The sequence below is a fragment of the Brevibacillus sp. FSL L8-0520 genome (genome assembly GCF_037963895.1).
Taxonomy (GTDB): Bacteria; Bacillota; Bacilli; order Brevibacillales; family Brevibacillaceae; genus Brevibacillus; species Brevibacillus borstelensis.
On record NZ_CP150171.1, the window covers coordinates 1274070 to 1294318 of the forward strand.

Below are 20249 nucleotides of genomic sequence, written 5' to 3' on the forward strand. Positions count from 1 at the left end.
AACAAACCATGCGCTTTCAGCGACAAACGATCAGCGTGGAGGAAGCGGTCGGCAGGCTGCTGACCGACCTGGGCAGGCTGGAGGAAGAACAGGTCGACATATACGAATCATACGGACGCATTTTGGCCAGAGATATTACGGCTACGAGCGATCTGCCTCCATTTGACCGCTCCCCGTTGGACGGATTTGCCGTGAGGGCGGAGGATACAGCAGGTGCTACCGTGGAGCAGCCCGTCCCGCTGCAGGTAGTGGAAACGATTGCGGCCGGCGATGTACCGGCAAAGGAAGTGACACCGGGGACGGCGAGCCGGATCATGACCGGGGCGATGCTGCCGCCCGGGGCCAATGCAGTCATCATGTTCGAGCAGACAGAGCAGCCGGGTGAAATGTCGCGGGAGGTCAGAATCAAGCGCCAGCTTGCGCCGGGTGAAAACCTCTCGCGCCAGGGGGAGGAAATGCAGCAGGGCAGCGTTGTAGCCAAAGCGGGCGAGCGCATCAATGCAGGTACGCTTGCCATCCTGGCTACATTCGGCTACGCCCGGGTACCGGTGGTCCGCAAGCCCCGGGTCGGCCTGCTGTCGACCGGCACGGAACTTTTGGAGGTAGACGAGCCGCTCGTGCCGGGAAAAATTCGCAACAGCAATGCCATCATGCTGTCTGCCATGATCGCGGAGACAGGCGGGATACCGGTCCTGTTCGAAGGGCTTCCCGATGAATTGCCGCTCGCCAAGAAGCGCATCGGAGAGTGCCTGGAGCAGGTCGATTTGTTGGTCACGTCCGGAGGCGTTTCCGTGGGGGATTACGATGTCATGGCTTATCTGACAGACGAGCCGGATGTGAGCCTTTTGTTTAACAGAGTGGCGATCCGTCCCGGCAGTCCGACCACGGCGCTGCTCTACCAAGACAAGCTCATCTGCGCGCTTTCGGGCAACCCGGGCGCTTGTTTTCTGGGCGCTCACCTTTTCCTGCTCCCTGTTTTGCGGTCGCTTTTGGGTGAGGGCAAGGTCCAAACGAAGCGGATCAAAGCCTTTTTGGGCGAGACGTACGACAAGCCCTGCCCGTATCCCCGGTATTTGCGGGGGAAGTTGACGGAGGAAAAGGGAAGCTTGTACGTATGGCCTGATTGGAACGACAAAGCGGGAAACCTTTGCACCATGTCAAAAAGCGAATGCTTTGCCATTATTCCGCCAGGAGGCAGAGGCAAGCTGGCCGGAGAGGTCGTCGAGGTCATCTGTCATGTCATGCCGGGCTGGTCGAGGGAGGAGTGACGAATGGCAAGGGAAGCGGTCGTCCTGCAGATCGTGGGCTACTCCGATTCGGGCAAAACGACATTGATGGCCAAGCTGATCTCGCTTATCGAGGAGTCTGGCATTCGTGTAGGCGTCATCAAGCACGACGGCGGGCATGACTTTGAATGGGATCAGCCGGGCAAGGATACGTGGAAGTACAGAGAAGCGGGAGCCTCGCTGGTGACGATCACATCGCGGACAAAAACGGCGATGCTGGAGCAGCGGCCGCTGCCTTTGTCAGAGCTGATCGAGCGGATGGCAGCAGCAGGTGCCGAGCTGGTGCTGGTCGAAGGCTTCAAGCGGGAGAACTACCCGAAAATGGTCGTCCTGCGCCGTCCGGAGGATCAGCAGCTGCTCTCGCTCGTATCGGGTGTGGTCGCTGTGATCAGCTGGGATGCTTTTGCACATCCAGAGGTGCCTGTGTTTTCGGTGAATGACCGGGATCGGGTCGCCCGGTTTGTGCTGGATTATTACGAGGCTAGAAAAAAAGGGACGGGCTGATTGCTACCTTTTACTACGGGCAATCCTTCGAATGAAAATGGGTTGCTGTACAAAAAGGCGTACTTAAAAAGCCGTTCTTAAAAAATCGTTTTCAAAAAGCCGTTGTCCTGCTACTTGGGAAAACGGCTTTTCTTTGTTTCATGCCGCCCGATCCCTGTCTCCCCGTATCCAGTGGTGAGCGTTTACTAATGGATACAGCTTGCGCATCCGGAGGCACATTCTGACGTCAGGCGGATATGTTTGCTCTCTTATCAAATTTTTTCTTCCATCCCAAAATATTTTCTTCCTATAATATAGAGACAGCAAATGAAGACATCCTTGCTTCTACAAAATTTTGGAAATACTCTGCACATGGTGAAACCATTGGGTTACAATGACAGGGGGAGGGGTACATAATGACAAAGCAATTACCACAGCGTTGGGATTTGGATGTGTTTTTTCCAGGCGGAAGCGCCTCGGAAGCGTTTCGTACATTTTTGGGCCAACTGGAAGACGAGGTTGCCGCACTGCGCGCTCAGTTAACACAGAAAGGACTTTCCCTTTCTGAGCCGTCACCGTTTCAAGCCGTACTCGCTACTGTGCAAAGCATTGCGGTTCGCCTGAAAGAAGCGGGGGCGTTTATTTCCTGCCTGACAGCCCAGAACGTCCGGGACGAGCAGGCTACGCTTCTCGGGGGACGGGTCAAAAGTCTGTCCGCTGCGTTTGCCTCCGTTTTGACGACATGGGATGTTCACCTGCTGAACATTGACGAGCAATCATGGAATGCGATCCTGCAGCTACCGGATGTGGAGCCGATCGCCTTTCCGTTGAACGAACGGCGCAGACGGGCTCAGGAAAAGCTGACTCCTGAACAGGAGATGCTGGCTACCGATCTGGCTGTCGACGGATATCATGCCTGGCAAGATTTGTCCAATGCAGTCGTAGGGCGCATGACGATTGAAGTGGAGATCGACGGGGAGACGAAACAACTGTCAGTCGGTCAAGCGGCCAATCTGATGAACCATCCGGATCGTTCCGTCCGCGCTCTCGTATTTGCCAAGTGGGAAGAAGCTTGGGCGAAAGAAGCAGAATTGTTTGCCAAAGCGATCAACCATTTGGCAGGCTTCCGTCTCGCGCTGTACCGCCATCGCGGCTGGGAATCCGTTCTGCGCGAGCCGCTTGACATCGGCAGAATGCAGGAAAAAACGCTCGATGCGATGTGGCAGGCGATCAACAACCGCAAGGACCGCCTGGTTGCGTACCTGGAGCGGAAAGCGAAGCTGCTCGGTGTGGAAAAAGTGAGCTGGTACGATGTGTCCGCACCGATCTCCAAAGAACATAAACAGGTTTCTTATGATGAAGCGGCTGCCTTTATCCTCGAGCAGTTCGGCCGTTTCCACCCGGCGATGGCTGAATTTTCCCGCCGTGCATTCGAGGAAGGCTGGATCGAGGCAGAGGATCGCGCAGGCAAACGTCCCGGGGGTTTCTGCACCAGCTTCCCGGTGAGAAACCAATCCCGCGTATTCATGACTTACGCTGGAACTGCGAAAAACGTATCGACCCTGGCGCACGAGCTCGGTCATGCTTATCATCAGCAGGTCATGAGCGGTTTGCCGCAATTGGCGCAAAATTACGCGATGAACGTGGCGGAGACGGCGTCCACCTTTGCGGAAATGATCGTCGCCGATGCGGCTGTGAAAAACGCTGCCAGCGACAAGGAACGCATCTCCCTTTTGGAGGACAAACTGCAGCAGACCGTCGCTTTCTTTATGAACATCCACGCTCGCTTCCTGTTCGAGACGCGTTTTTACGAGCAGCGGAAAAAAGGACTGGTCAGCGTCGGCGAGCTGAATCGCCTGATGGTCGAAGCGCAGAAAGAAGCCTACTGCGATGCGCTCTCCGAGTACGAGCCGCATTTCTGGGCGTCCAAGCTGCATTTCTATATCACCACCTATCCGTTCTACAATTTCCCGTACACCTTCGGCTATCTGTTCAGCCTGAGCGTATATGCACGCGCGCTGCAGGAAGGGCCCGGCTTTGCCGACATGTACGACGCCCTGCTGCGCGATACGGGGCGGATGACCGTCGAGGAGCTGGCTATGCGCCACCTGGGCGAGGACATTACGACTGTGGAGTTCTGGCAGACAGCCGTCGATCTGGCGGTAGCCGACATCGATGAATTCCTGCGGTTGACGGAAAAAGAGACGGTGTAGGAAACGTCCCAATAGCAAGATCCGGCCGGTGAATGGTCGGATCTTTTTTGGTGCGGAACGTTTTCCTTCGATGGGAAGGGCCAGCTTGAGCGTACAGAGACATCAAAAATGTCCTGCTGCCAAACCATTTTTTATCAAAAATAGGAGAAACAAATCATTTCCATATCCGTAAATATTGATATTCTGTTACGTGGAGGTGAAAAGGATGGCTCGACTGGAATACCGTCTGCTTGACGAGGAAAAGGATTATCCGGTTTTGTACTATTACGACGGGATTGACAAGGACGAGATTTCCTTGCGGTTTGCCTGCGATTACCTGGTCAAGGGTCACGTCGTGTTTGAAAAGACGTCCTGCGCGACTGAGCCGGGGTGCTACGTCATTTATGTCCGGTATTCTGCGGAGGAGCAGGCCGTGGACTACGTCGATACAGCGGCAGCACGCTGGGGCAGCATTCAGATTGAGTTGCGCGAGTACAAGGAAGGAACCAATGTATACCCGCTTATACATACGTACTCCTTCAAGGATGACGACGATGTTCTATTGCTGTTGCAAAGCGACTATATTACCTTGAACGGTCGCGAATGGGAAAAGACATCTGCAGAGGTGGATGAAGATCGGCGCGTGTATGTTTATTACGCACGGCCGTCAGCGTAGGAGGAAAGATGATGACACAAACCAAGACGGCTAAAGTAGTCGGACTGTTCGTGGCTGCGGCATTGACAATCAGCGGCTGCTCGTCGGGGGGCTATGACGACGATTGCTATGACGCGGACAATGATGGATATTGTGATGATGGCGGGGGCGGTTCGAGATCGAGCTCCTCTCACTATTACCATTCCAGCAGCAGTAAAGACAAGAGCAGCTCATCAGGCATCAGCAGCGGTTCCAAGGGCGGCATCGGCAGCTCCGGAACGTCCAGTTCGGGGTGAGAGATGACAGCGCCGCACAACATTGATCGGGAACGTTTATACGGTCCTCTGAGGACGGAAGGCGTGTTTACATGGGATTGGATGTACGGCGAAGAATACGCGTTGGCCGACATTCATCTGATCACAGGCTCCTTTCGCGAGGAATTGGCTTTGGCGACGAAGCAATTGGCCGTAATTTTCGCAAAAACGGTGCCCGTGCTGCAAAAGGCAGATGACTCTCTGTTGCTTGAGCTGGGTGTGCCGCAACCGGCACTGCGAGCTGTGCGAACCGCCATCCCGCAGATTCCTGCGACAGTCGTAGGCCGTTTCGACTTTGCCCAGACAGCAGAAGGGTTGAAAATGCTGGAGTACAACAGCGATACGCCAACGGGGATTGTGGAAGCCTTTTGCGTCAATGAGCACGTCTGCCATGCTTTTGGAGTAAATAACCCAAACCGGGGGATGGAGAAGAGATTTGCTCCGTCATTTCAGAACATACTGGAAGCTTACAAAGAACGGGGGTACCGGACGAAGCACATCTGGTTCAGCGCGCTTGACTGGCATGAAGAAGACAAAGGGACGACGCAATACCTTCTGGAAAAGTCCGGGTTGCCAGCCCGCTTTGCCGGACTCGAGCAGCTGCGTGTCTTCGAGGACCGGCTGTACGTGCTCGAGGGCGAGGACCTGACACCTGTTGACGTGCTATACCGGCTGCATGCCCTGGAAAAGCTCGCAGAGGAGAGAGACGAGGACGGCTACCCGACCGGCGAGCATGTGCTGCAGCTGATCGCAGATAAAAAGCTGGCGATTATCAATCCGCCTTCGGCCTTTTTGCTCCAGTCCAAGGCTGTTCAGGCCCTGATCTGGAATTTGCATGAAGCGGGCGAGTTTTTTTCGCAGGAAGAGCATGACATTGTTGCAACGTATATGCTGCCGACCTATTTTGAAAACCGGTTCGCGGGCGTTGCCGATTACGTCACCAAGCCTGTCTTTGGGCGGGAAGGAGGCGGGGTCGTGCTGTTCGATGCGGAAGGCAGCGTCGTAGAGAAGGACCAGGAGGAGTTTTACTGGGACCAGCAGATGATCTACCAAAAGCGCGTGGAGCTTCCCGTCGTTACGGTAAGAACATCTGAAGGACAACGCGAAGGGCGGCTGCTCTGGGGCTCGTTTTTGATTGGGGGAGAGGCATCCGCGATCATCGCCCGTGTCGGAGGGCCGATCACCAACAACATGTCCTACTATTTGCCGGTAGGCCTACAAGAATAAAGGAGGGAGAAGAGAGCGACATGGACTCACAAGTGGGGTATCTATTAAACTTTCTTTCTTATTTGGCTGTCACCATTCCCATTTTGGGAGTAGGTATTTTTGTATTTACTTTTACGACTCCGTACAAGGAATTTGAACTGATCAAGAATGGATCGCAGACAGACGATCCGAAAAAAATGGCTGCAGCCAAAGCGGCGGCCCATGATCTCGGGGGAAAAATCATCGGGCTTGCGATCGTGCTCGGATCTGCGGTTTACCATTCCGTAAACCTGCTGGACCTTTTGCTCTGGGGGATTGTCGGGGTCGTTTTTCAGGTTCTCGTCTTTTACCTGTTTGAATGGCTCACTCCATTTAAAGTCGTTTCGGAAATTCCAAACGGAAACGTATCAGTCGGCATCTTTGCTTCCCGCTTGAGCATTGCGGCGGGGCTGCTGCTGGCAGCGTTGATCAGCTACTAGTAAAGGAACCGTCAGGGTATATGCCCCGGCGGTTTTTTTGTCGCTCGTAAATCGGACAGCCCCTCGCTTTCTTAAAGAAACCTTTACCTTGCATTGATTCAGGAGTTACGAATGTTCCGTACAGTTGAGGGAGAGGGAGAAAGAGAAAGGAAATAAGGAGAGCGCTGTTGCAGGAGGCTATGCGTACAGCAAAAAACGTTTGGGAGGGATCGTCATGGATACGGGAAGTCATCTGTTGCTGGGAGTTACTTTGGGGGGCCTTGCCCACCTGAGTCCGGACGTCGCGAGCGATCCGGTATTGGCGCAAGCGGTCATGGCTGCGACTGTGATTGGTTCAAATGCACCCGACTTTGACACGGTGGTCCGGGTCAAGGGACAGACAACCTACATCCGCTATCACCGGGGGGTTACGCATTCAATCCCGGCATTGTTCCTGTGGCCGGCTGTTATTTCCTTGCTGGTGTCTGCCGGTTACGGTTTGTGGGGTCATCTCTGGCTCTTGTATGGGTGGGCTTTGGCTGCGGTCATCCTCCACGTTTTTCTCGATATGCTGAATACGTACGGCGTCCAGTGCCTGCGTCCGTTGTCACAGCGCTGGGTCCACCTCGACATTCTGGCCATTTTCGAGCCGTTCCTGTTTGTGCTGCATGCGGGTGGGCTGGTATGGTGGATTTTCTTTCACGGAGAGCCGGGAACGATTTTCGCGATTGTCTATCTGGCATCATTTGGCTATATTGCCGTCCGGGCTTGCCAGCATCAGCTGCTGATTCGCCGTGTGAAAGGCCGGTTTGGCCTGGACGGGGTGTATCATGTGATCCCCAGCTTTCATCCGTTTTTCTGGAGGTTTGTCGTGGAAACGGACCGCCACTTCTATACGGGAAAAGTGGAGTATCAGCACATATATGTAGAGGAGGTTTACCTGAAGGAGCAGAGGAATGAGATTATTCGGGCCACGATGGGAGTCGACGGGGTCAGGGCCTTTCTCGGGTTTGCCCAGCGGGTCCATGTGACGTGGAAAGAGATTCACGACGGTTATGAAGTGACCTGGAGCGACGTGCGGTTCTGGTACGATCGCAAGCTTCCCTTTGGCGTGGATGTTCGTCTGGACCGGGAGCTAAACGTCGTTTCTCTGAAAATGGGCTGGCGGAAGAAAATGTGGAATCCGCCGTTTGTGTGACTTGGTGCACGGGAGCTGTCCCGTGTTTTTTTCCGTGTTGTTTCCATCCTCCTTGGCTAATTGCCGGAGCCTTTTTGTCATTGATTGATGTTTGTGAGGGAGAATGTGAAACTCCCAACCTGTTCGTTAAAAAAGGTTGGGAGTATTTATAGCTGGTTGGACGATTAATACGATGAATACCCGATCGAATGTTTTAAGGTAGCTACCGCTGTGTTGTACTGGTAGATGGATTCAACATGCCTTGTCTCCAGCTCCAACAATTCGCTCTCCTGCTGGGCCAACTCCGAAAGAGCCGCCTTCCCGTTGTGATAGTTTGACAGAACGGCGCGATAACGCTTCTCTGCCGATTTTCTGCTTTCAGCGCTTTCCTCCATAGCTTGTCTGGCCGCAACTGCTTTCTTGTAGCTTTCCGCGATTTCCTGATCCGCCTTTGCTTTTGCTCGCTGCAAAAGAAGCTCCGCTTTTTTTCCGTCGTTTCTAGCCATTTTGCCGAGGTATGTACTCAAAGCGGAATAATCTTTGAGGTAATCGATTTTTTCCTGGGCAAATGTTTTCTCGGCTATCGCTTTTACGATGTCCGGGCGTTTTTCGTACGCGGCTTTCTGGATTTCCTCAAGAACGGGCAGTTTGTCATTCGTCAAGTCATCGGCTGCCTCCAGCTTCCACTCTTTGGACGGATTCTCATTCAACAGTTCGTTTAGCTTGGCTAAAGCTTGTTTATGGTTGGTTTCGAGATTTTCGATGTTTTTTTGCGTTTCTTCACTTGGAGCGGAAGACCAGAATTGTCGCTTGATGCTTTTCTTTTGCAAGTCGAGCTGTGCTTTGCCAAACAGCGCGTCAAGGTAAGCTTTTTGCACTTGCAGGCGCAAAGTGTTTTCTTGTGCTTTCATCGCAGCCTGGCTATGGACGAGGTCCTTGCGTGCCTTCGCCATTTCCTCGTACTTCTTTTTTGCCTGATCAAGCGTTTTTATCGAGCCGCTCTTGATGGCCCCTTTTTCTTGCAAAGTCTGGCGTGTCTTGTAATAGGTTGAATCGGCATCAAGCCGCAGCATGGCCAGATCGATGCTGTTGTTTAGCGCTATGTCTTCAGCCTGAGCAAGCGTCAATGCTGCTGCTTTTGCCTGTTCAGTCTGGTTTCGTGTGAATGCCGCTGCCTCAGCCTGTTTTGCCTGGTTTACCGTTGACGGCGCTGAATCCGTCTGTTTAACCTCGCTAAGCGCTGCTTTGTCTGCGCTAGCTTGTTCGGCATGTGCAGCAAACGGAACACCAAGAGCGATGTGCGATCCCGACAGGAAAGCGGTGATCAAGGTTGTACTGTAAAGACGTTTGATAACTGTAGATTTCATATGAGACCTCCAAAGTAAATATATGATAACGATTATCATTATCAATATCGTGTTTAGTATATATTTTCCTGTTCACATTCGTCAACATGAAAAACGCACTCACATTTTAAAAATTAGCAGATAACCAGTCGCATCACGTCCTTGTAATGCCAGATGCAAAACGGGAAGGACGCCAGGGATCCAGTGCTCCTATTGACAAAAAACAAACAGGAGGGGTAAAGTTGAATCATCAAATAAATATTCGATGGTGATCGAATGAAAAATATGTATTCTATAGATATCGAATTCTCTCCTGTGTACGAATGTATAACCAGCTTTTATGCATACACCCATCAAAAGGAAGTGAAAAGCTATTTTCTCGAACCTGCCTGGAGAGAAAAAACAAAACAACTGCTGCCAGCGTCCTTTGCTGCAGAACTGGAGGATGAGCGCTGGGAGGTGCTCCACCGGATCGTTCTTTTGGCTGCACAGTCACCCCGAAAGGAGACGGTCGGCGAATTCCTTGACTGGCTGGGCTCGCTGCCTGCCGGAGAGATGTATGAGCGGATGGCACCGTGGGTCGACTCTATTCCACTCAATTTGGGAGAAATTCGTGATCGCTCCTTGAGGCTTTTGTCTAGCTGGAATGAGCATTACTTTTCCCGTCAGGAGCAGGCTGTTTTGGCTTCTTTGAAAGAAAGCGCGGGATACTTGCGGGAGCGGGCAAAGAGCATCGAGGCGCCGTTCTTGATCGATGAAGCGACAAATGGCATCTGGATCGAGCCGACAGAGAGTCTCAAACGCGTCGTGCTTGTTCCTCAGGCTCACTGTACACCGACCACGATTCTTGACTTTTATCGCGGCATGGCGACGGTCTTGTACCCGGTCATTGACGGAGAAATTGTGAAACAAAACCCAGTGAGGCAGCTATTGGCGACTACCCAATGCCTGGCTGACGAGAAGCGCCTCCTCATCCTTCGTACGCTTGCCCAGAAAACATGCACATTGAGCGAATTGCAGGCAGCAGTCGGGCTCGCCAAAAGCACCGTTCATCACCATGTCACGGCTTTGCGCAGGGCAGGCCTGATCCGCGCCCACTACGCTGACAGTACAACGGTGCAGGGCTATAGCATACGGGACGCGATCTTTGCCAAACTGCCTGACATGTTGTCGCAATACTTCTACGATGGAGGAAGCGAGCGATGAACAGGCTGAAAGAAGCGTGGGCCGCCCAACATCCCGTTGTCCATCTGCTGATGGCAGGCACCGTATTCGTCATGCTGACGCAGTCGATGAGCATGCCGTTTTTGGCGATTATGCTGAGCGAGACGACGTCGCTGTCGCCTGCAGAGATCGGCGTGATTATCGGTGCCGGTCCCTTGGCCGGAATGGTCGGAGGATTTCTGGGCGGCCTGCTGTCCGACTTGTTCGGTCGCAGAAAGCTGATGCTTCTGTCCATGCTTTTGATGGCAGTCGCTTTCGCCGGATTTGTCGTCACCAACGACCCGTTCATACTCCTTCTCAACAGTATTTTGAGGGGATTGGCCAGCGCCTTCTTCGGTACCGTATCCAAAGCGCTGATGGGAGATTTGACACCGGAGGACAAGCGGTTTCGCGTCTTCGCCAACCGGTATTTGGCGATCAACCTGGGCTTCTCCATCGGGCCGATGCTGGGGGCTTTTCTCGGAATCGCGGGCAGCGGCTTCACGTTTGTGCTGACTGCCATGACCTATTTGCTGTTCGCCATATTGCTCTCGTATGTTTGCAAAAAGTACCGGGTAGGGGACGCGCCCGGCCAGTTGGCGGAAAAACCGCAAGTTGCAAAGATGTGGCAGGTGCTTGGCCGCGATGTCGTCCTGCTGATGTTTGTGCTCGGAGGCGTACTCTTGGTTACGGTACATGGCCAGATGTCCGTCACACTCTCTCAGTATCTGCAGCAGAACATCAAGGAGGGCGTGGCTTTATTCAGCGTGATGATGAGCGTCAACGGAGTGACTGTTCTGCTGCTGCAGGCCCCTTTGACCAGATGGGCAGAGCGCTTAACGCTGTTTCGCCGGATGGTCGGGGGAGTGCTCTTGATGGCTGCAGGCGAGGTTGGCTTTGCCTTTTCCCAGGAATGGAGCTCATTCATCATTGCGATGATTGTATTTACTCTTGGTGAAATACTGATCGTTCCAGCAGAATACGCCCAGATCGATCAGATTTCTCCCGCACACATGAGGGGAACCTATTATGGAGCGCAAAGCTTTAGTGAGTTGGGCAATTTTTTGGGCCCGTGGGCCGGCGGCATGATTTTATCCTCTTATGGGGGACCGGTCATGTTCCTCGTCATGGCGGCACTCGCCGTCATCAGTCTCGTGTTTTACGGAGTGGGGCGCAGTCTTTACGAAAAGAAGCAACGCAGGTTGGCCAGTCCAGTATCTGCAGGCTGAGCCGGACGAACGATGCCAACGTGAGATATTGGTGTAATATCGTATGCAGTGCCAAATAGATTACGAACGCAGTACGGTATGCAGAGTCGAAGCCGAATCAGAGCCATATGCAGCACCGAATCCGTTACGAAAGCCCGGACTTTTTCTGTTCGGGTTTTTCCTGTTTGTCCGACAGGGAGCATAGAGTAGTAGAAAAAGAGAAAAGGAGGTCGCAAAGATGCAGAAACGGATGGAGGAAGACGACACAGCAGCCGTTTCTTGGGGAAAGGGGATCGAGCAGGCGTCGTTTCTATTTTTGCGGTTCGTAACCGGACTGATATTCTGGGCGCATGGCCTTGCGAAGCTGAAAAAGGGGATGGAGCCGGTCGGAGAATCGTTTGTCAGCTACGGTTTGCCGGAATGGCTGGCTTATCCTGTTCTGGCCGTGGAACTGCTCGGAGGAATGGCGTTGATCCTCGGTATCGCCACCCGCTATGCGGCATGGGCGCTGGCAGCCATCATGATCGGTGCCATTGTTACGGTAAAATGGCAAAACGGCTTGATAGGAAGCGGAGGCAAAAGCGGGTATGAGCTTGATCTGGTGCTGCTGGCGTCAACTCTCTACCTGGGTGGTCGAAGGCAGAAGCCGCGGATAGCAACGGACTAATGAGTCGTTTTCTGGCAACAGCTTTTATCGTTTCAAAGGCCTCCCGACTGTTCTGCGACTTGGATTGGGATGTGCATGAAGACGCGAAAAAACCGCCAACGTGTAGCGGTTTTTATCGGTACATCGGCTGCTCCCACCATCCGAGCGAAACGATCAAATCGACAGCTTCTCCCTCCCCGGGAAAATAAAATAGCAGAGCTGTACCGGGACCCAGTATCCAATGGCCGGTTTTTTCGGCGGCGACGGATGAGCTGGGAGAGACGACCCGCGTAGCCGAGGCAGTGCCGTTCATGGGAAGCGGGCCGGTATCGTAGACGATCTGACCTTGGGGCTGTGGACAGGGGGAGAGCTGCACAAATCCGGGTGTGACGAACTGGGATACGGTAGGATTGCCGAGAGAAGCGGCTTTGCCGAACCAAAGCTGTGCTTCAGCCGGATAGGCGGCAGAGCGGTTCGTGATTACATACTCATTTACGAACAGATGGACTTCAGAGCGGAGCGGATTGACCAGCGCCGCCCAGGCAGAAGTGCCGCCCCCCGCTGTCAATGGTTCGGTCTGGCCGAGGTAGTATTTGCATTGCATGGCCATGGCCATGGGCAAAGGGATGCCAACGTTCGCATCGGGATGTTCTTCGGCTGTCTGTCCTGGATAGGGGTAAAAGCCCATTTGCATGTACATATCTGTCATGCCGTAAAAGTAAGGCGGCTGATGAGAAAACGGGTGTTTTGCCATCCGGTTCGCTCCTTCGGGGAAACTCACCTACAGGATATGGCAAAGGCCCGGGTGCCGTGCTAGGCATTTTCGCTGAAGATGTCAATTCCGCGTCTGCTCAAAATCGCGGCAGCCTGGCGAACAGGGAGGCGCGGCAGTCCGAATTCTGTTGCAGAATGGAAAACGGCTTCTCCGTCGAAGAAGAAGCCGCATGGTGTAAAGACAATGAGTAGGTTAAGAAGCTGTTTTCCACGCCTGGATGGCAAGCAGCGCCCAGCCGACCAGGAAAAGCACGCCCCCGAACGGGGTAATCGCACCCAGCACCTTGATGTTGGTCAAGCTGAGGGCATAGAGACTGCCGGAAAACAGGACAATGCCGAAAAAGAAGCACCAGCCTGCCCAGGTCAATGTGGAGGAACCGGGGAAAAACTTGATGAGCAAGGCAACCGCGATCAAGGCGAGAGCATGTGTGGCCTGGTAGGTAACGCCGGTCTGAAAGACGCCCAGCAAATACTCATCCAGCTTTTGCTTCAAGCCATGGGCTGCAAACGCGCCGAGTGCAACGGACAAAAAACCGTTGATCGCGCCAAGCAATAAGAAGGTACGCAACGTATATCGCTCCTTTGAAGAGGAAATGGTCAATTCAACTGACTCGCTGCTTCTATTGTACCTTACAGGAAGAGCAATGCCCAATTGCAAATTGATGAACACGCCTTGTACTTCTGTCTAAACCGCTTGGCCACCTCTCGCATAGGGTGTAGTAAATCCAGCAGAAGTTAGAGCTGGGTGAACGGGAGGTGACGCACAGATGAACAAATGGCTCTCGCTTCTTGGCGGCTTGGTCGGAGGCTATGCTTTTCTGAAAACGCCTCTGGAAGGTTCCTTCCTCTCCGGCCTGGATCCCGTCGTGGATGGTCTGGGGATTATCACGATGCTGGTATTTTCCGCTGCACTTATTTATACGGGTGTACGCGACTGTGAATGCTAATCTAATAATTGACCACCTAGTGGTACATCGCTCATAAAAAAGTTGACCACCTGAGCACCTCTTTCCTGTATCTTGTAGTTGTCTAGACAACAAGATATAGGAGGAAAGGAAATGCTTCAGATGGCTAATTATGAGTTTATCAGGAAACAACACTTTCTGCTAGGGAAGTCGATTCGTCAAATTTCTCGCGAAACTGGCTACTCGCGTCAAGTGATACGAAAAGCCTTGACATCAACGGAAATCCCTGTATACCAGCTTTCAAAACCGAAGCCGAAGCCAGTCATTGATTTTGTCAAGCCCATCATCTTGGAATGGCTGCGTCAAGATGAACAGGCTCCCCCGAAGCAGCGTCATACTGCCAAACGTATTTACCAGAGACTCGTTGACGAACATGGATTCACCGGCGGTGAATCTACTGTACGACGCTACGTCAGAGAGTTGCGGGTTTCTCCTCCTAAAGCATTTGTCCCTCTTGATTTCCCGCCAGGGCGATTTGCCCAATTTGACTGGGGTGAGGTTACGGTTCATTTACAAGGGAAACAAGTGAAGGTTCAAGTCTTTTGTATGCGTTGCACATACAGCAGAAAGATTTTCATCAAGACATTTGCTCATCAGAAGCAAGAGGCTCTTCTCCAAGGTCATGTAGATGCTTTTGAATTTTTCGGTGCTGTTCCCCAAGTCATCACATACGACAACCTGACAACAGCCGTTAAGAAGGTATTGGAAGGCAAAAATCGCGAGGAACAAGAGCGATTTATTCAGCTACGTGCCCACTACCTGTTTGAAAGCTATTTCTGTGATCCGGGAAAAGGGCATCAAAAAGGCCAAGTGGAAAACCTCGTACAGTTTGCCCAGAGGCAATTTTTTGCACCTGTTCCTAGTGTTTCTTCTCTGGAGGAGCTAAATCAAATCCTCCTCGAAAAATGTATCTCTTACGAGAATACAACCGTTCCCCGGTCTTCCCTAACGGTTGGAGAAGCATTTGTTCAAGAGTTGCCCATCATGCTTCCATTGCCTCCACGGCCATTGGATTGTTTCCGTGTTGTACCCGTGAAAAGCAATACGCTATCCATGATCCACATTGAAAAAAATGCCTATTCCGTCCCGGTTTCCTATGCATCGACCCAACTTATTTGCCGAGTATTTGCTGAAAAAATTGAGGTGTATCACGGAAAAAGCCTGATTGCGACGCATGAGCGGTGCTTGGAAAAAGGAAAGGAGATTTTGCAATACGATCATTATCTGGATTTACTTCTTATTCGCCCAGGAGCAGTTCTTTATGCTAGACCATTGCATCAGGCAGGATTACCCGCCATTTACCAAAAGTTCTTGGACAAGTGCCGTAACCGACCAGGAGGGATGAAGGAGTTCGTTCGACTCTTGCTTTTGCACCGTGAATTCGATACTTCTCTCGTCGAAGAAGCACTGGGGGAGGCCTGCCAAAAAGGGATGTTCCAGTATGATGCCGTAAGGCAATTATTGTTTCAGCGAACATTGCCGGAACACCGTTTGCCCCAACTCTCGTTGGCGGAGGATAGCTCTGTTCCACGTATTCAGGTAAAGGCCCCAGATCTTAGCCAGTACAATCGTTTGTTACAGAAAAGGAGTGTGGTTCATTGAGTACGAGTTTCCTGCTTGAAACCTACGCGAAACGCCTTCGCTTACCTGCGATTAAACGTGTCTATAAGGAAATCGCCCATGATGCTGCTGAACGGCAAATTCCCTACGAGGAGTTCCTCTTAGCCCTACTAGAGCAAGAAGTTCAGCAAAGGGATGCTAACCAAATCGCGAGTCGCATCAAGCACGCCAAATTCCCTTCTATGAAAACGCTCGATCAATTTGAATTCTCGGCGATTCCGTCCCTCAATAAGCCCAAATTGCTTCAACTGGCTCGTTGTGAGTACATCGAAAAGGCAGAGAACATCATGTTTATCGGAAACTCTGGCACTGGCAAAACTCATCTCTCCATTGCACTCGGGAAGGAAGCTTGCCATCATGGCTATTCCGTTCAGTTTTGGACTGCCGCTAAAATATGTAACGAGCTTATGGAAGCTCAGTCCCAAAAGCGAATCCTCCAGCTAGAGAGGCAATGGTTGAAAACAGATTTGATTATTTTGGATGAAGTCGGGTTTGTCCCTCTGAGTCGGACCGGGGCGGAGTTATTATTCCAATTTTGTGCGGCCCGCTATGAGAAAGGAAGCATGATCATTACCAGTAATCTGGAATTTACGGAATGGACACAGATTTTCAAAGATGAGCAAATGACGTCAGCCCTGGTTGATCGGCTTACCCATCGTGCCCATATCTTTGCAATGAATGGAGACAGCTATCGCTTTAAGCAGAGCATTCAAAGATCGTGATCATGAAAAAGTTACCCACCCGACGGGTGGATTGATTTTTGCCATGGTGGTCAATTTTTTGATGAGCACGGTGGTCAACATTTTGATTGACATTCACACGCGACATGATCCAGAAGTAAATGCAACAAAATAGGATACGGATTTCAGTGACGATGGCGGCGTCCGGGGAAGGGACGCCTTTTTTCTGTGGGGGATGGGGAGGAGTTTTCTAATTTTTTTATTCTTACGATTGACAAAACTTAACAAAAAATAGATAATTGGATTTAATAGGAATATATAATAAAAACAGGTTATGATCACAATATTTTCCGTTTTTATAATTGAAAAAGAAAGATTCCTAGGTAGGCCGCGGTTACGCTTACCAAGTCAGAGGTGGCTATATATGAGGAAATATAAGTTGGTATTGTTGATAGGTGGATATATATCAGCATTTATTATAGGTGGATATACTTATGGAATTGTTACAAAAGCCCAAATGGTTAATGCTGGGGATGTTTTGACAGAGGAAAGCAGGGAAAAATTCCAAAGTATGACAAAGGAAATGGAAGAGAATTTCAAACCAGACAATTATGAAGAACTATTAAAAGGAAACGATAACATATTAACTGTTCCAGATACTATTCTAGGTCCACAGCAAGAGGATATCACTAAATCTATTTTTGGAAGACAAAAAAACTATATTTATAAAAACAAAACAAATGGAACTATTGTACTTCTAAGCATTAGTTCCCGCCTTGGATCTCAGCACCAACAGTGGCAGCATAGTATCTACTATAGCAATGCCAGATATAATTCGCTTGATAATGAACTTAAGGAATATTATTCCGATATTTATCCCTCTATTAATGTATATCAATATAGTTTTGAAAAAAAAGGATATAGCATAAGCTGTACACTTTTTGCTAATGCTGACTTTGATGAAGGTTCCAACTCTTTAGTAGATTTTGTAACTCAGTTAGATACTTTCTTAAATGGAAGTTTCTAAATATTAGAGAGAAAGGGAGAATTCAATTGTTTAAAGTAAAGAAAAAAGCAGTTCTCAGTAGTTTATTGTCTGTTACTTTTGCCTTGGGTATTTTCGCTTCTGGTACAAACGTATTCGCAAAAGATATTGATCGTGAAGTTGGGTCCTACTCAGTAGGACATCTAAACTACGATTCAGGAAGTAAGCTTCCAAGTTTTGAAAAATCAAATTCGGTACAACCTGCTTCCTCGACTATAGTATATAAGCAAGATGGATTTGTACGCGGTTCAATAAGAGCTAAACAAAATGGTTATGATAGGGAGTATTTTTTAGTTCATAAAGCTGACGTAGAAGTGGCAAGAGGGACAAAGATAAATTATAAATTCCTCCAAACTATAAAGAAGATCAATGAAACTTCGCATTCAATAGATACAGGAGCAAGAGTACAAGGAGGATACAAGTTTCTTACTGAAATAGAGGGGCACTTTGACTACAACTATGTGACCTCGGAAACAATTGAATACACTAAAGGTACGGAAACAAGTGTTTCAGTAGACGAAGTAGGTGATTATACTATTTATTTTTATGCTCAAGCTAAAAGATATGATGTTTATGGAAAGTGGTTGGGTTATACAATAGATGATCGTACTGAGCGACCATTAGACCGATATGTTGGTGAAGTTTATGAAGCTACAACTTATGAAACGATTAGGGCAAAAAAGAATAGATGAGTAATGAAACGATAATTACGTAAAATTTTTTTCTAACATTTTAATAGATCCAGCTTCGTATATAACCCGTATGTCAACTGCAAATGAAAATTCCCCATTATCTGCACTCGAATTTTCCCCATTATAGGCAATAGGTTTGTCTGAATGATGCCCCCTCTGAGGGGGGCGGGTGGCGACCAAAATTCCGTTTATTCTGTTTTATCTTCGGTTGACTCGGGTCGAAAGAAACCTGCTTTTTTCTTCTCCTTTATGCGATAACTTTCCCCTTTAATGTTGATCGTGTGGGAGTGATGCAATAATCGATCAAGGATGGCTGTAGCAAGTACTGTATCCCCAAATATCTCTCCCCACGAACCATAGGATTTGTTCGAAGTAAGGATAATTGAGCCGGATTCATAACGTTCTGATACAATTTGAAAGAAAAAGTGAGCTGCGGTTTCATCCATTTTGCGATATCCAATTTCATCAATGATGAGTACATTCGGTTTTATAAATGCTCGCATTTTTTGTTTGATGCTATTGTTTTGATGAGCAATCTGGAGCGTCTGAACCAAATCATGAGCAGTTGTAAAGTAAACCGTCAACCCTTGTTTGATAGCTTCGAGAGCCAAAGCAACAGACAAGTGAGTCTTGCCGACCCCTGGCGGACCAAGTAAAATGAGATTCTCTTGTTGTTGTACAAACCGGAGGGTTGCCAAATCACGAATCCGTCTTTCATCAATGGAGGGCTGGAAACTGAAATCGAATTGCTCCAACGTTTTATGGTAGGGTAAATGAGCCAATCGCGTTTTCATGCGGATAAACCGATCCCTCTTGGCCATGATTTCTTCTTGCAAAAGCTTGTCCAAGAACTCCAAATACGATATATTCTGAGCAGCAGCTTCTTCTGCGTGGTGGTGAATAATTTCCGGGATTCGTACCCATCCCATCTGTACAAAGGCTTCTTCTAAACGGGCCTGGAGTATCATTGTACGATTACCTCCTCGTCAGCAAACTGCTCATAGACAGACAAATCACGTTCCACCACTTCGGGGCTTGGATTGGGAACCAAACGCGGCATAGGTTGGGGAGCCTTCGCGCCAATTTGGTTTTGAATCCCCTCGAAGTGTTTTTTATTGGTTATGACTTGCTTGGTACGAGTAGCTTTAGGATGTTCAGCGATGATCATGTTGCCCTGATAGATCCGGATATGGCCATTCTGGAGATCTTGTACTTCTACCGTATGACCTACATAAACATAGGGGACTGAATACCGGCTTCCTCCGTAAGAAACGAGTGAATCATTCGATACTCTTCGAGTATGGCGTTCTACCTCTTCGAATGGGATCGGGTTAAGTGGCTTCAACTGTTCGTGTTTCCATCGATCTACTGGTTTTTCATGCGTGGTGCCGTGTACCCGTACATTAGCCACCGTATCCAACCAATGACGTACTTGCTGATTCAAGTCACGAAGGCTGGTAAACGTCTGCACCCGAGGCCAAAAGTTCTTGCGAACATATCCTACTCCATTTTCCACTTTCCCTTTTGTTCGTGCACGGTAGGGAGCGCAGCGTCGCAGCGTAAGACCGTGATGGCTTGCAAACTGGGAAAATCGTTCATTCCACAATACATGCCCTTGATCGTCGTAACCGACAATGACGGTTTTCATATTGTCATACAAGCATGTTTCCGGTCTGCCGCCAAAGTATTGCATGGCACGCAAGTGGCAGCCGATGAGGGTATCAAGCCGTTCATTCTCTGTAAATTCCACATACAACATTCTCGAGTATCCCAAAACCATGACAAAGGCGTACAGCCGTTTATATCCACCATTCCACTCTACCTTAAAATGTCCCCAGTCTACTTGCGCTTGCTTTCCGGGTGCCGTTTCATAACGGAGCGTTGCCTTGGTCTTAACAACCGGGCGCAATGGTTCCATGAATGAGCGAAGGAGCCGAATTTGCCCTGGATAACCTTGGGCTTTGATCTCATCAAACAAAACGACAGCATTGAAGCAGCCTTCTTCCATTCTCGCTTTGATATAGGGTTTAAATGGATCGAGAATGCTTGTTTTTTTAACAGATCGTTGGTATTTCGAAGGCTCATCCTTTTTCAGCCACTTACGAATTGTTTTTCGATCCCTCCCTAATGAATCAGCAATTTGTGTGATATTCATTCCTCTTTGTCTCATGTCTTTGATCAAGTAAAACTCCCCATTCTTAAGCATATTTTCTCTCCTCCAGGGAGAGATTTTCTGCCGAAAGTGGGGAATTTTCAAGTGCCGTTATTGAGGATTTTAACAGTGCCGTTCACACGTAAG

The 20249-nt window shown here is 49.9% G+C and carries 21 protein-coding genes; 16 read left to right on the forward strand and 5 right to left on the reverse strand.

Annotation, left to right across the window (positions count from 1 at the left end):
- Positions 1-8: 8 nt before the first annotated feature.
- The 8 genes from glp to NSQ24_RS06610 all read left to right on the forward strand — a co-directional run bounded on the left by glp (position 9) and on the right by NSQ24_RS06610 (position 7792).
- Positions 9-1268, forward strand: coding sequence for a gephyrin-like molybdotransferase Glp (glp, locus tag NSQ24_RS06575; protein WP_171505776.1), 1260 nt, complete (start codon positions 9-11; stop codon positions 1266-1268).
- Between the two features lie 3 nt (positions 1269-1271).
- Positions 1272-1790 (forward strand): molybdopterin-guanine dinucleotide biosynthesis protein B, encoded by a 519-nt coding sequence (mobB, locus tag NSQ24_RS06580; protein WP_339167473.1) that lies wholly within the window; start codon positions 1272-1274, stop codon positions 1788-1790.
- Positions 1791-2185: 395 nt separating this feature from the next.
- Positions 2186-3982, forward strand: coding sequence for a M3 family oligoendopeptidase (locus NSQ24_RS06585; RefSeq protein WP_024983519.1), 1797 nt, complete (start codon positions 2186-2188; stop codon positions 3980-3982).
- A 205-nt stretch (positions 3983-4187) separates the two neighbouring features.
- The gene (locus tag NSQ24_RS06590) at positions 4188-4637 is read left to right on the forward strand and encodes a hypothetical protein (RefSeq protein WP_003388187.1); all 450 of its coding nucleotides are present in this window, start codon (positions 4188-4190) and stop codon (positions 4635-4637) included.
- An 11-nt stretch (positions 4638-4648) separates the two neighbouring features.
- Complete coding sequence (locus NSQ24_RS06595) at positions 4649-4912, forward strand: hypothetical protein (RefSeq protein ID WP_003388186.1); 264 nt, start codon at positions 4649-4651, stop codon at positions 4910-4912.
- A gap of 3 nt (positions 4913-4915) precedes the next feature.
- Positions 4916-6157: a glutathionylspermidine synthase family protein gene (locus NSQ24_RS06600; protein ID WP_031932163.1), complete on the forward strand. Its 1242-nt coding sequence runs from the start codon at positions 4916-4918 to the stop codon at positions 6155-6157.
- Positions 6158-6177: 20 nt separating this feature from the next.
- Positions 6178-6615: a DUF350 domain-containing protein gene (locus NSQ24_RS06605; RefSeq protein ID WP_003388183.1), complete on the forward strand. Its 438-nt coding sequence runs from the start codon at positions 6178-6180 to the stop codon at positions 6613-6615.
- Positions 6616-6829: 214 nt separating this feature from the next.
- The gene (locus NSQ24_RS06610) at positions 6830-7792 is read left to right on the forward strand and encodes a metal-dependent hydrolase (RefSeq protein ID WP_172920419.1); all 963 of its coding nucleotides are present in this window, start codon (positions 6830-6832) and stop codon (positions 7790-7792) included.
- A gap of 164 nt (positions 7793-7956) precedes the next feature.
- On the opposite strand, the gene NSQ24_RS06615 is transcribed toward NSQ24_RS06610, so the two are convergent.
- The gene (locus NSQ24_RS06615; RefSeq protein ID WP_339167476.1) at positions 7957-9138 is read right to left on the reverse strand and encodes a TolC family protein; all 1182 of its coding nucleotides are present in this window, start codon (positions 9136-9138) and stop codon (positions 7957-7959) included.
- A 255-nt stretch (positions 9139-9393) separates the two neighbouring features.
- Between NSQ24_RS06615 and NSQ24_RS06620 the strand changes: the two genes are divergently transcribed.
- The 3 genes from NSQ24_RS06620 to NSQ24_RS06630 all read left to right on the forward strand — a co-directional run bounded on the left by NSQ24_RS06620 (position 9394) and on the right by NSQ24_RS06630 (position 12195).
- Entirely contained in the window at positions 9394-10323 is a 930-nt protein-coding gene (locus tag NSQ24_RS06620; RefSeq protein WP_339167477.1) for a winged helix-turn-helix domain-containing protein, read from the forward strand.
- Positions 10320-11549 carry an MFS transporter gene (locus NSQ24_RS06625; RefSeq protein WP_339167479.1) on the forward strand — a complete coding sequence of 410 codons (1230 nt, stop codon included), beginning with the start codon at positions 10320-10322 and terminating at the stop codon, positions 11547-11549. Before NSQ24_RS06620 ends, NSQ24_RS06625 begins: the two co-directional genes overlap by 4 nt.
- Before the next feature lie 217 nt (positions 11550-11766).
- Positions 11767-12195, forward strand: coding sequence for a DoxX family protein (locus NSQ24_RS06630; protein ID WP_339167481.1), 429 nt, complete (start codon positions 11767-11769; stop codon positions 12193-12195).
- A gap of 112 nt (positions 12196-12307) precedes the next feature.
- Here NSQ24_RS06630 and NSQ24_RS06635 read toward each other — a convergent pair whose 3' ends face one another.
- Together NSQ24_RS06635 and NSQ24_RS06640 are read right to left on the reverse strand one after the other, a co-directional pair.
- Positions 12308-12928 (reverse strand): DUF6143 family protein, encoded by a 621-nt coding sequence (locus NSQ24_RS06635; RefSeq protein WP_003388177.1) that lies wholly within the window; start codon positions 12926-12928, stop codon positions 12308-12310.
- A 213-nt stretch (positions 12929-13141) separates the two neighbouring features.
- Positions 13142-13516 (reverse strand): DUF423 domain-containing protein, encoded by a 375-nt coding sequence (locus NSQ24_RS06640; protein WP_024983513.1) that lies wholly within the window; start codon positions 13514-13516, stop codon positions 13142-13144.
- Between the two features lie 199 nt (positions 13517-13715).
- Between NSQ24_RS06640 and NSQ24_RS06645 the strand changes: the two genes are divergently transcribed.
- The 5 genes from NSQ24_RS06645 (at position 13716) to NSQ24_RS06665 (ending at position 17950) form a co-directional block, all read left to right on the forward strand.
- Positions 13716-13895, forward strand: a complete 180-nt coding sequence (locus NSQ24_RS06645; protein ID WP_339167483.1) for a hypothetical protein — start codon at positions 13716-13718, stop codon at positions 13893-13895.
- Positions 13896-14006: 111 nt separating this feature from the next.
- Positions 14007-15515, forward strand: coding sequence for an IS21 family transposase (istA, locus tag NSQ24_RS06650; protein ID WP_251256056.1), 1509 nt, complete (start codon positions 14007-14009; stop codon positions 15513-15515).
- Positions 15512-16255 (forward strand): IS21-like element helper ATPase IstB, encoded by a 744-nt coding sequence (gene istB / locus NSQ24_RS06655; protein WP_025846873.1) that lies wholly within the window; start codon positions 15512-15514, stop codon positions 16253-16255. The genes istA (NSQ24_RS06650) and istB (NSQ24_RS06655) overlap by 4 nt, the downstream gene beginning before the upstream one ends.
- A 382-nt stretch (positions 16256-16637) precedes the next feature.
- On the forward strand, positions 16638-17240 hold the full coding sequence (locus NSQ24_RS06660; protein WP_172920417.1) for a hypothetical protein: 603 nt from the start codon (positions 16638-16640) through the stop codon (positions 17238-17240).
- Between the two features lie 26 nt (positions 17241-17266).
- Positions 17267-17950 carry a hypothetical protein gene (locus NSQ24_RS06665; RefSeq protein ID WP_171505784.1) on the forward strand — a complete coding sequence of 228 codons (684 nt, stop codon included), beginning with the start codon at positions 17267-17269 and terminating at the stop codon, positions 17948-17950.
- Between the two features lie 188 nt (positions 17951-18138).
- Here NSQ24_RS06665 and istB (NSQ24_RS06670) read toward each other — a convergent pair whose 3' ends face one another.
- Both istB (NSQ24_RS06670) and istA (NSQ24_RS06675) read right to left on the reverse strand, forming a co-directional pair.
- Positions 18139-18918, reverse strand: coding sequence for an IS21-like element helper ATPase IstB (gene istB, locus NSQ24_RS06670; protein ID WP_024985201.1), 780 nt, complete (start codon positions 18916-18918; stop codon positions 18139-18141).
- Positions 18915-20156: an IS21 family transposase gene (gene istA, locus NSQ24_RS06675; RefSeq protein WP_024985200.1), complete on the reverse strand. Its 1242-nt coding sequence runs from the start codon at positions 20154-20156 to the stop codon at positions 18915-18917. The genes istB (NSQ24_RS06670) and istA (NSQ24_RS06675) overlap by 4 nt, the downstream gene beginning before the upstream one ends.
- Between the last annotated feature and the right edge of the window lie 93 nt (positions 20157-20249).